This is a genomic window from Lutibacter oceani (assembly GCF_003384935.1).
Classification (GTDB): Bacteria; Bacteroidota; Bacteroidia; order Flavobacteriales; family Flavobacteriaceae; genus Lutibacter; species Lutibacter oceani.
Genome location: NZ_QTTQ01000009.1, coordinates 60,650 through 73,472, shown reverse-complemented (window position 1 = coordinate 73,472; position 12,823 = coordinate 60,650). Strand labels below are relative to the sequence as shown.

The 12,823-nt window shown below is 30.0% G+C and carries 7 protein-coding genes; 5 read left to right on the top strand and 2 right to left on the bottom strand.

The window, feature by feature from the left end; translation table 11 throughout:
- Nucleotides 1-24 precede the first annotated feature (24 nt).
- Complete coding sequence (rpoC, locus tag BX611_RS00380; RefSeq protein WP_115877518.1) at nucleotides 25-4,299, top strand: DNA-directed RNA polymerase subunit beta'; 4,275 nt, start codon at nucleotides 25-27, stop codon at nucleotides 4,297-4,299.
- Nucleotides 4,300-4,301: 2 nt separating this feature from the next.
- On the top strand, nucleotides 4,302-4,616 hold the full coding sequence (locus BX611_RS00375) for a DUF3467 domain-containing protein (RefSeq protein WP_115877517.1): 315 nt from the start codon (nucleotides 4,302-4,304) through the stop codon (nucleotides 4,614-4,616).
- A gap of 35 nt (nucleotides 4,617-4,651) precedes the next feature.
- Here the strand turns inward: BX611_RS00375 and BX611_RS00370 are convergent, their stop codons facing one another.
- Entirely contained in the window at nucleotides 4,652-6,151 is a 1,500-nt protein-coding gene (locus BX611_RS00370) for an aminotransferase-like domain-containing protein (RefSeq protein WP_115877516.1), read from the bottom strand.
- A 67-nt stretch (nucleotides 6,152-6,218) separates the two neighbouring features.
- On the opposite strand from BX611_RS00370, the gene BX611_RS00365 reads away from it, so the two are divergent.
- The 3 genes from BX611_RS00365 (at nucleotide 6,219) to BX611_RS00355 (ending at nucleotide 11,135) form a co-directional block, all read left to right on the top strand.
- Entirely contained in the window at nucleotides 6,219-8,024 is a 1,806-nt protein-coding gene (locus tag BX611_RS00365; RefSeq protein ID WP_115877515.1) for a TonB-dependent receptor plug domain-containing protein, read from the top strand.
- 163 nt (nucleotides 8,025-8,187) lie between these two features.
- Nucleotides 8,188-8,508: a DUF962 domain-containing protein gene (locus tag BX611_RS00360; RefSeq protein ID WP_115877514.1), complete on the top strand. Its 321-nt coding sequence runs from the start codon at nucleotides 8,188-8,190 to the stop codon at nucleotides 8,506-8,508.
- 467 nt (nucleotides 8,509-8,975) lie between these two features.
- Nucleotides 8,976-11,135, top strand: a complete 2,160-nt coding sequence (locus BX611_RS00355; protein ID WP_115877513.1) for a S9 family peptidase — start codon at nucleotides 8,976-8,978, stop codon at nucleotides 11,133-11,135.
- Between the two features lie 73 nt (nucleotides 11,136-11,208).
- On the opposite strand, the gene hutH is transcribed toward BX611_RS00355, so the two are convergent.
- Nucleotides 11,209-12,717, bottom strand: coding sequence for a histidine ammonia-lyase (gene hutH / locus BX611_RS00350; protein WP_115877512.1), 1,509 nt, complete (start codon nucleotides 12,715-12,717; stop codon nucleotides 11,209-11,211).
- Nucleotides 12,718-12,823: the final 106 nt, after the last annotated feature.

Sequence of the window (12,823 nt, the reverse complement as noted above, 5' to 3'; positions counted from 1 at the left end):
AAATTCGAATCCATCAATATTATCATGGCAAGAAAAAACGATAAATACACTGTAAAAAAATTTAATAAAATTTCAATTGGTTTATCATCTCCAGAAGCAATTCTTGAGAAATCAAACGGAGAAGTATTAAAGCCAGAAACTATAAATTACCGAACTCATAAACCTGAAAGAGATGGATTGTTTTGTGAGCGTATTTTTGGCCCTATAAAAGATTATGAATGTGCTTGTGGTAAATACAAGAGAATTAGATATAAAGGAATAGTATGTGACCGATGTGGTGTAGAAGTTACTGAAAAGAAAGTTCGTAGAGATAGAGTAGGTCATATTAATTTAGTAGTGCCTGTTGCTCATATATGGTACTTTAAATCATTGCCTAACAAAATGGGATACCTTTTAGGGTTACCATCTAAAAAGTTAGATATGATTATTTACTACGAGCGATATGTAGTAATACAACCAGCTGGGGCAAAGAATTCAGATGGAGAGCCATTGCAAAAAATGGATTTCTTAACTGAAGAAGAGTATTTAGATATTCTTGAATCATTCCCTGTTGAAAACCAATATTTAGATGATAATGACCCTGAAAAGTTTATTGCTAAAATGGGTGCTGCTTGTTTAATTGATTTATTTAATCGTATTGATTTAGATGAATTATCTTATGAATTACGTCATAAAGCAAATACTGAAACATCTAAACAACGTAAAACAGAAGCATTAAAAAGATTAAACGTTGTTGAATCTTTTAGAGATGCTAATAAAAATAGAGAAAACCGTCCAGAATGGATGATAATGAAAGTAATTCCGGTGACTCCACCAGAATTGCGTCCATTAGTTCCATTAGATGGTGGTAGATTTGCAACTTCAGATTTAAATGATTTATACAGAAGAGTAATTATCCGTAACAATCGTTTAAAAAGATTGGTTGAAATTAAAGCTCCAGAAGTTATTTTACGTAATGAAAAACGTATGTTACAGGAATCTGTAGACTCATTATTTGATAACACACGTAAATCTTCAGCAGTAAAAACAGAATCTAATAGACCGTTAAAATCGCTATCTGATTCATTAAAAGGTAAACAAGGACGTTTCCGTCAAAACTTATTAGGTAAACGTGTTGACTATTCTGCACGTTCTGTAATTGTTGTTGGCCCAGAATTAAAATTATACGAATGTGGATTGCCAAAGGATATGGCAGCTGAATTATACAAACCTTTTGTTATTAGAAAATTAATAGAAAGAGGTATTGTAAAAACAGTAAAATCTGCAAAGAAAATTATTGATAAAAGGGAACCAGTTGTATGGGATATCTTAGAGAATGTTTTAAAAGGACATCCTGTAATGTTAAACCGTGCCCCTACTTTACACCGTTTGGGAATCCAAGCTTTTCAGCCAAAATTAATTGAAGGAAAAGCAATTCAATTACATCCATTAGTATGTACGGCATTCAACGCCGATTTTGATGGGGATCAAATGGCGGTTCATTTACCATTAGGACCTGAGGCTATATTAGAGTGTCAGTTATTAATGTTAGCATCACATAATATATTAAATCCAGCAAATGGAGCTCCAATAACTGTCCCATCTCAGGATATGGTACTTGGTTTATATTATATGACAAAAGAACGTAAGTCTACTCCTGAACACCCAATTAAAGGAGAAGGGTTAACTTTCTATTCTCCTGAAGAAGTTACTATTGCTTTTAATGAAAAGGCAGTTGACTTAAATGCGAGTATTAAAGTTAGAACCAAAGACTTTAATGAAGAAGGAAAACTTGTAAATCAAATTATAGAAACTACCGTTGGTAGAGTTTTATTTAATGAAGTTGTTCCTGAAGCTGCTGGTTATGTAAATGAAGTTTTAAACAAAAAATCATTAAGAGATATTATTGGTGAAATATTAAAAGTAACCGATGTTCCAACTACTGGAAAATTCTTAGATGATATGAAAGGAATGGGGTATAGATTTGCCTTTCAAGGAGGTTTATCATTTAGTTTAGGTGATATTATTATTCCACCAGAAAAACATACAATGATTGCCGAAGCAAATGCTCAAGTTGACAATATTATGGTAAACTATAATATGGGTATGTTAACAAATAAAGAGCGTTACAATCAGGTAATTGATATTTGGGGTTCTACAAACAACCGTTTAACAGAACTTTCAATGAAACGTTTACGTGAAGACCAACAAGGATTTAACTCTGTATTTATGATGCTTGATTCTGGTGCAAGGGGTTCAAAAGAACAAATTCGTCAGTTAACAGGTATGCGTGGATTAATGGCAAAACCTAAAAAATCTACTGCAGGTGGTGGTGAAATTATTGAAAATCCAATTCTTTCTAACTTTAAAGAAGGTTTATCAATTTTAGAGTATTTTATCTCAACACACGGTGCTCGTAAAGGTTTAGCAGATACGGCATTAAAAACTGCCGATGCAGGATATTTAACACGTCGTTTGGTTGATGTTTCACAAGATGTAATTATTAATGAAGTTGATTGTGGAACTTTAAGAGGATTAAATGTTCAACCACTTAAAAAGAATGATGAAATTGTTGAAACTTTAAGTGAAAGAATAGAAGGTCGTGTAAGTTTACATGATGTGATAGATCCAATTACGGAAGAATTGTTAGTGCATTCAGGTGAAGAAATTTCACACGAAATTGCTAAAAAGATAGAAAATTCTGCTGTTGATAGTGTTGAAGTACGCTCTGCATTAACATGTGAAGCTAAAAAAGGTATTTGCTCACAATGTTATGGACGTAGTTTATCTACAAATAAAATGGTTCAAATTGGTGAGGCAGTTGGTGTTGTGGCAGCACAATCAATTGGTGAGCCAGGTACACAGTTAACATTAAGAACATTCCACGTTGGTGGTGTTGCAGGAAATATTTCTGAAAATAATACGTTAACAACTAAATTTGCTGGTAAAGCAGTAATTGATGATTTAAGAACAGTTGCAGGAAAAGACTCCGATGGTGCAGATATTGATATTGTAATTTCTAGAACTTCAGAAATTAAAGTAATTGATGAAAAATCTGGATTAATTTTAAGTACTAATAACATCCCTTATGGTTCAACTGTTTATGTTGCCGATGGTCAGAAACTTAAAAAAGGTGAGCTTATTTGTAAATGGGATCCATTTAATGGAGTTATTGTTTCAGAATTTGCAGGAACTATTCAGTTTGAAAGTATTGAAAGAGGTATAAATTATCTTGTTGAAATTGATGAACAAACTGGTTTCCAAGAGAAAGTAATTATCGAATCTAAAAACAAAAAAACAATTCCAACTTTATTATTGAAAGATGATAACGATAATGTTATCAGATCTTACAATTTACCAGTTGGAGCCCATTTAATTGTTGAAGATGGAGATAAAATACAATCAGGAATGATTATTGTAAAAATTCCTCGTAAATCTGGAAGATCTGGAGATATTACTGGAGGTTTACCACGTGTTACTGAATTGTTTGAAGCACGTAATCCTTCTAATCCAGCTGTTGTTTCTGAAATTGATGGTGTTGTTTCTTTTGGGAAAATTAAGCGTGGTAATCGTGAAATAATAGTAGAATCTAAATTAGGTGAAGTTAAAAAGTATTTAATTAAACTTTCTAACCAAATCTTAGTTCAGGAGAATGACTTTATTAAAGCTGGTATGCCACTTTCTGAAGGTGCCGTTACACCAAATGATATATTAAATATTGAAGGGCCATCTGCAGTTCAAGAGTATTTAGTAAATGAAATTCAAGAAGTATATAGGTTGCAAGGTGTAAAAATTAACGATAAACATTTTGAAGTTGTTGTTCGACAAATGATGCGTAAAGTTAAAATTATTGATTCTGGAGATACCTTATTCTTAGAGAATCAATTAGTGCATAAAAATGACTTTATTGAAGAGAATGACGAAATTTATGGAATGAAAGTTATTGAAAATGCTGGAGATTCAACAGTTTTAAAATTAGGTCAAATTGTTACACCGCGTCAGTTAAGAGATGAAAATTCTGTATTACGTAGAGAAGATAAAGCTTTAGTTGAAGCTAGAGATGCAAATCCAGCTACAGCTGAACAAATATTACAAGGTATTACAAGAGCCTCTTTACAAACTAAATCATTTATTTCTGCAGCATCCTTCCAGGAAACTACTAAAGTTTTAAATGAAGCTGCTGTAAGTGGAAAAGTTGATGATTTAGAAGGATTGAAAGAGAATGTGATTGTAGGTAAAAGAATTCCTGCAGGTACAGGTATGAGAATTTACGATAATATTATTGTTGGTTCTAAAGAAGAAATGGATTCAAGTTTTTAATTATGAGCGATCAAAAACCTAAAAAAGAGGGGCAAATTAATATTGAATTGGATGATAAAATTGCGGAAGGAACTTATTCTAACTTAGCAATAATCAACCACTCAGTTTCAGAGTTTATAGTTGATTTTGTTAGCGTTATGCCAGGGCAACCAAAGGCTAAAGTTAAATCAAGGATAATTTTAACTCCTCAACACGCAAAACGTTTGGTGAAAGCTTTAGCGGATAATGTGAATAGGTTTGAGAAAAGTCATGGAGAAATTAAGGATTATGAACAACCTCCAATTCCAATGAATTTTGGACCAACTGGAGAAGCATAAAAACTTAAAAATCCCGAACAAATGTTCGGGATTTTTTATTTTAGAATTACTTCATCATAGGCCTTTTTTAATTTTTGAATAACAGGTTCTATTTCTTTTTCATTTAAATGCCCAAAACCAAAACGAATAGCACAAGTGTTTTTATTCTGATAAAGAATTGTTTTTGGTAGTAATAAATCGTTTTTTTCGGCTTCTTTAGCTAGTTTCAGTAACGATATTTTAGGATTAAACTGCAACCAAATGGCTAATCCTCCTGAAGGAATTTCCCATTGTGCGATATCTAAAAAATATTTAGATAAAAGATTGCATAAAACATCTCGTCTTTTTTTATATATTACAATATTCTTTTTTGTAAGCCGGTAAATTTCACCTTCATTAATTAATTCTGATAGCATTTGTTCTTGTATTAAATCGCCTTGTTTATCTAGTAATTCTAAATAATTCTTAGCTTCCGAGATCAAATTTTCCGGAGCTATTACAAATCCCGTTTGAAAACTTGGAAATAAGGATTGCCCCAGTTTTCCTAGATAAATAACCATACCGTTTGCATCTGAACTTGCCATAGGTAACATTGCTGAACCTTCAAACTGAAAATCGTAATCATAATCATCTTCAATAATAGCAAATTGATACTCTTTAGCAAGTTTCAGTAACTTTAAGCGACGTTCCGCACTTAATGTTACTACTGTTGGATAATCTCTATGGGCGCATATATAGATACATCTAACACTACCTTTTACAAAGTGCTTTTTTATATATTCAATATCTATACCTTTATTATCTGCTGGAATTGTTTTTATACTTGCACCTGTTTGTTGAAAAATCATATTAGATGCATAGTTACTTAAATGTCCAACCAATACAACATCATTTTGTTTTATTAAGAGTTGAGATACTAAGTATAAACTCATTTCCGTACTACGTGTATTTATTAAATTATTTGGACTAATATGAAAACCTCGAGTTGCATTTAAGTAATTACATAATTGAGTTTGAAATAAAGAGTTGGAAAAATTGTCTGATCTGTTCCATTTATTTATTAACGTTTTTCGTTTCATTGTAGCACTGTACCACCTTGTGAATTGATGCACAGGATGCAAGCGTAAATCTGGTTTGCCATCATTAATAGAATATTTAGCATTTGTAAACTGAACAGTTGAAGCTAAATGAAATGACTTTTGAAAAGGGAAACCTGTTGTTTTTGCATATGTATATGCTTCATTTATTTTTTGAGAAGTTGCTTTTATTTTTGCTTTTTTGTGCTCTGGTTCTAAAACAAATGTGCCTTTATTTGGTATAATTTCAACCCAACCTTGTGAGGCTAACTCTTCGTAGATTGCAACAGCAGTATTTCTATGAACTTTTAATAATTGACTTAATATACGGGTTCCTGGTAAAACAGTTCCTTTGGTTAAATAGCTGCGCTGTATTGCATTTATAATTTGTCCTGAGGCCTGTAAATATAGTGGTTGTGATTTAGACTTATCTAAATTAATTAGCTGTTTAAAAAGAGTATTAACCGGACTATCTATCATTTTAAAACTGGACTGTATAAATCGTCCGGAAAGTTACTACTTTTGCTGCGTTTTTAAATCAATATTTATGAAAATTTCAATTAGAATATTATATGTTTTATTATTTACTTGTGCTTCAATATACGCACAAAAGGATACTATTAAGTTAAAGGAAGTCTCTATTTCATCTAACAGAATTACACTTCCTTTTTCAAAAACATCTAGAACAATAACCATTTTAACAGCTGATGACATTTTGAAAAATCCTGCAAGTAATTTAGCAGATTTACTTCAAAACGTATCAGGTATTGATATTAGAAGAAGAGGAACTGACGGAATGCAGTCTGATTTATACATAAGAGGTGGGAATTTTGACCAATCGCTTGTATTAATTGATGGAGTTAAAATGGATGATGTGCAAACAGGACATCATAATATGAATGCAATTATTTCATTAGAAAATATTGAAAGAATAGAAATAATTAAGGGGCCGGCTGCTCGTATTTACGGACAAAATGCATTTTCTGGAGCAATTAATATTGTTACTAAAAACGTAGTGGAAAATGCACTAAATACACAATTAAATTATGGTTCATACAGCAATATTAAAGGGGTAGTTTCTTTAAGTCAAAAATTTAATGAAGGTGGTATTTTGGCTTCAGTAAATTATCAGGAGTCTGATGGATATAGATACAATACAGATTTTGAAAATATTTCTACATTTTTAAAGTCAAATTTTAAAAACTACAACTTAACAACGTCTTTTACACAACGTAAATTTGGTGCAAACGGTTTTTATGCAAGTCCTTCTAATATTGATCAGTATGAAGAAACTCAGACTAGCTTGGTTGCTTTAGGTACTGAATATGGCTCAGATAAAATTTTGGTTAAACCAAGAATGTATTGGAGAAGAAATCAGGATATGTATTTATTTATTAGAAATAATCCTTCTTATTACCGGAATATGCACATTTCAAACAAAGTTGGTATGGAAACAAATGTTGTATTTAATTCAAAATTAGGTAAAACAGGAGTTGGGCTTGATCTTGCTCGTGTATTTTTGGTAAGTACCAATTTAGGAAATCATAACAGAACAGTTTTAACGGGATTTTTAGAGCACAGATTCGAATTATTAAATGAAAAACTTGACATTACACCAGGTTTGGCTATAAGTCATTATTCAGATTTTGACTCAAAAGCATTTCCTGGTTTAGATGTTGGATACCGAATTTCTGATGAATTTAAATTGTATGGAAATATAGGTTATACGTATAGAGTACCAACGTTTACTGATTTATTTTATGTAGGGCCAACAACATTAGGAAACCCGGATTTACAACCAGAATCTGCTTTGTCTGAAGAAATAGGTTTTAAATACAATACAGGTAAATTTAAATTAGATATTGCCTTATTTAATAGAAAATCGGATGATTTAATTGACTGGACAAAGGAGAATGAAGCTGATAAATGGCAAACACGAAACTTTAGTGAAGTAGTATCTCAAGGTATTGAGACTGAAATTAATTATATTTTTAATTTAGTAAACTACAATCAATCCTTAAAAATTGGATATAGTTTTATTGAGGACGATATTAGAGATAACAATGTGCAATACACACGTTATTCATTAAACAGTATAAAACATCAATTTACTGCAGGTTTCGATTCAAAATTCAATTCAATATTTGGGCAGAATATATCATACAGATATGTTGAAAGAACAGATGGAATAAGTTATAATGTATTAGATGTAAAATTTTTAGCGGTAATTAATAGTAGTTTGCAACTTTCTTTAGCTGCAAACAATATATTTAATGCTAATTATACTGAAACCAATTTAATTCCAATGCCAAAGGGAAACTTAATGTTTGGTTTAAATTATAAGGTTTATTAGTAATTAAAAGCTCAAAGGTTTAAAAAGCTGTTTGAAAAAAATCAAACAGCTTTTTCAGAAATCAATTTTTGCTATTTTTTTATGAATTTTATTAAATTGTAATTTTAGATTGTAAAACTAAAATAGATAATTATTTGTAAATTGAAATTTTTAAAAGTAAAATATGGAAGAAAGAATTAAATCTTTTAAAGAGTTTTATCCGTTTTATTTAAAGCAACACAGTAATAAAACTTGTAGATTGTTGCATGTTATTGGAACAACATTTGTTTTTGCATTGGCAATAACTGCAATTTACCATAATAAACCTATACTTTGGATATTTGTTCCAATTGCTGGTTATGGTTTTGCTTGGGTTGGTCACTTCTATTTTGAAAAAAATAAACCAGCAACTTTTAAATACCCTTTATGGAGTTTACTATCTGATTTTAAAATGTATTTTGATATTTTATCAGGTAAAATAAAATTAGATGCTTCAAAAAAATAGCTAATTTATTATTTTAATAACCAATAAATTGCATAATAAATAAATATAAAACGTTTTCGCTGTTTAAATTTCAATAATAAATTCAAAAAAGGTTAAAAAAATGATAAATATGCAATATATAGCTTGTTGTATATTTTACTTGTCGTATATTTGCACCATAACTAATAACTAAAAAAATACTGATATGAAAATTATCAAAAAAGTAAAAAATCAAGAATCAAAAAGAAGATCAACAACGGTTGATTTTAAAAACACAAAAAGTTTAGCTTGGAATAGTAAAAGAAGATTTGGGATATAAGTAGAAAAGGAAATATCATTATAATTGTTTGAATTAAAGCGGAAGTTAAATCTTCCGCTTTTTTATTTTTTATAAACACAGTTTAATTTATTATGAATAGATCCTTCAATATTTTTTATTACTTTAGTTAAAGAGTAAAATTAATTAACATACCAACCCATAATAAATTATGAAAAATACATTATATTTTCTTTTAGCAGTTTTACTGTTTTTAACAGGGTGTAAATCCAATGAGGAAAAATCAGTAACAATTCAAGCAAAAGCACCAGTTGCTAAAATTATACCTGAAGATTTAACAATTCATGGTGATACAAGAGTTGATAATTATTTTTGGATGCGCTTAAGTGATGAGCAAAAAAAATCTGAAACTCCTGATGATCAAACAAGCGATGTGTTAAATTATTTAAATGCTGAGAATTCGTATTTGAAAGATGCAATGAAACATACAGAAGCCTTTCAGGAAAATTTATACAACGAAATTGTAGGTAGAATTAAAAAAGATGATCAATCGGTTCCTGTAAATGATAATGGATATTCTTATTATTCAAGATTTGAAGAAGGTGGTGATTATGCACTTTATTGTAGAAAAAAAATAGATGAAGATGTAGAAGAAGTTTTACTAAATGGCCCAGAAATGGCAAAAGGTTTTTCATATTATGGAATTGGCGGGCGTTCAGTAAGTCCTGATAACTCGTTATTAGCGTATGGAATAGATACAGTTTCAAGACGTAGATATTCTATTTATTTTAAAAATTTAAAAACAGGAAAATTAATGTCAGATGTTCTTTCTAATACTAGCGGCGGAGCTATTTGGGCAAATGATAATAAAACTGTTTTTTATACTAAAAAAGATCCTGTTACATTAAGAACAGATAAAGTTTACAAACATATTTTAGGTACTGATCAGTCTGAAGATGTATTAGTTTTTGAAGAAAAAGATGATACATTTAGTTGTGGTGTTTTTAAATCAAAATCTAAAAAGTATATAATGACGGTCAGCTATCACACGCTTTCCACAGAATATAGTTATATAGATGCTGACAATCCTAATGGTAATTGGACAATAATTCAGCCTAGAGAAAAGGGTTTATTATATTATGTGGATCATTTTGGCGATAATTTTTATATACGAACAAATTTAAATGCAAAGAATTTTAAATTAGTAAAAACGCCAATTTCAAAAACAACTAAAGAAAATTGGGTAGATGTTATTCCGCATAGAGACGCTGTTTTATTTGAAGGATTTGATATTTTTCAGAATCATTTAGTAATTACCGAAAGAATAAATGGATTAACAGCAATTAGAATTAAAAAATGGGATGGAGACGAATATTATCTCGAATTTAATGATCCAGCTTATTTAGCAAATCCAACATCAAATTTAGATTTTAATACTGATGTTTTACGATATCGTTATTCATCATTAACTACACCAAGTAGCACTTTTGAAATAAATATGGAAACGAAAAAACAAGAACTTCTTAAGCAAGAAGAAGTTATTGATCCAAATTTTTCTCCCAATAATTATATCTCAGAACGTTTATATGCAACTGCAAATGACGGTACAAAAATACCTGTTTCGTTAGTATATAAAAAAGGAATTGAAAAAAATGCAAATACACCATTATTACTATATTCATACGGTTCTTATGGAAGTAGTTCTGAGCCAACTTTTAGTTCAACAAGGTTAAGTTTGTTAGATAGAGGATTTATTTACGCAATTGCTCATATTAGAGGAGGTCAGGAAATGGGAAGATATTGGTATGAAGACGGAAAATTATTAAAAAAGAAAAATACATTTACTGACTTTATAAATGTTGGTGAATTTTTGGTAAAAGAAGGTTATACAAGTAGTAAACATATGTACGCATACGGAGGAAGTGCAGGTGGGTTATTAATGGGAGCCGTTTTAAATATGAAACCAGAATTATGGAATGGGGTAGTAGCTGCTGTGCCTTTTGTGGATGTAGTTTCAACGATGTTAGATGAAACTATTCCGTTAACTACTTTTGAATTTGATGAATGGGGAAATCCGAAGGATAAAGAATATTATGATTATATGAAATCATATTCTCCTTATGATAATGTTGAAGCAAAGGACTATCCAAATATTTTAGTTACAACAGGATACTGGGATAGTCAGGTACAATATTGGGAACCTGCAAAATGGACTGCAAAACTTAGAGAATTGAAAACAGATGATAATTTATTAATTATGGATTGTAATATGGATACCGGTCATGGTGGAGCTTCAGGGCGTTTTGAACGATATAAAAGAACCGCTTTAACCTATGCTTTCATGTTTGATTTGGAAAATATTACCGAATAGTTTTTGGAAAACTAAATAAAATTTCAGGAGTTAATTTAATTAAAAAAGAGGGGTTTAAACCCCTCTTTTTTAGTTAAAATAATTCTTTAGTATCAATATCTAAAGTGCTTATAAAAGAAACTGTTTTATTAATTTCATAACTTAAAACTCTATCATTTTCAATAAAAGGAACTTCACTTCTATACATTGTTAAAAGCGATTCTAAAAAAGGTGATGTTTTTAAAGGAGTTCTAAAATGTAATGCTTGAGATGCATTTAAAAGTTCAATTGCTAAAATAGTTTCAATATTATCCACAATTTGTTTAGCTTTAGTAGCACCATTTGCACCCATACTTACATGGTCTTCTTGTCCGTTACTGGATACAATAGAATCTACAGAAGCTGGAGTTGCCAATTGTTTATTTTGGCTAACAATACTTGCTGCTGTGTATTGTGGAATCATAAAACCACTGTTTAAACCAGGATTTTTGACTAAAAATGGAGGTAAACCTCTTAACCCTGAAACCAATTGAAAAGTCCTTCTTTCAGAAATATTACCCAATTCTGCCATTGCAATACTTAAAAAATCGAATGCCAGAGCCAAAGGCTGTCCGTGAAAATTACCTCCAGAAATAATTTTATCTGCTTCAATAAAAATATTTGGATTGTCGGTAACAGAATTAATTTCTGTTAAAAAGGTTTTTTTACAATATGCTAAAGCATCTTTACTTGCACCATGAACCTGTGGCATACATCTAAATGAATATGGATCCTGAACATGTTCTTTATATTGGCAAATTAATTCACTTTCTTCTAAAAATTCTTGTATTCTTTCAGCAGTTTTAATTTGTCCATTATGAGGTCTAATAAAATGAATTAATTCATTAAATGGTGAAATTCTTCCATCAAATGCTTCTAAAGAAAGTGTTCCAATTAAATCTGCTAAATAAGAAAGTTTATACGATTTTAAAATTAAATGGACTCCGTAAGCACTCATAAATTGAGTTCCATTTAATAAAGCGAGTCCTTCTTTAGATTTTAATTCAATTTTTTTCCAATTGAATTTTTTTAGTAATTCTGAACTTGAAATTTTTTCATTATTATAATAAACTTCCCCTTCGCCAATTAGAGGTAAAGATAAATGTGCTAAAGGAGCTAAATCTCCAGATGCACCAAGAGAACCTTGTGTAAATACAACGGGTATAATATTATTATTATAAAATTCAATTAACCTCTCAACCGTTTCAAGTTGCACTCCTGAATGTCCATAACTTAACGATTGAATTTTAAGTAAAAGCATTAATTTAACAATCTCTTTTGGTACTTCACTACCAGTACCGCAAGCGTGGCTCATTACTAAGTTTTCTTGTAATTCGCGTAAATTATTAGTATCAATTTTCACATTACATAAAGATCCAAACCCTGTATTTATACCATAAATGGGATCATTATTTTTTTTAATTTTTTTGTCTAAATAAAGGCGACAGTTATTTATATTCTCTATAGATATTTTGGAAAGTTTTAACTGTTTATCCGTATTAATTATATCGTTTAAGACTTCAAAATCTAATATTTTTTGATCTATATAATGTATGTTGTTCATATATATTATTTGGATAGTAAAATTGAATAAACCATTTCATATATGCAAATAATTTGTTAAAGTAATATGATAGGAAATAAATTGAATAATTAGTTTTATCTTTGAA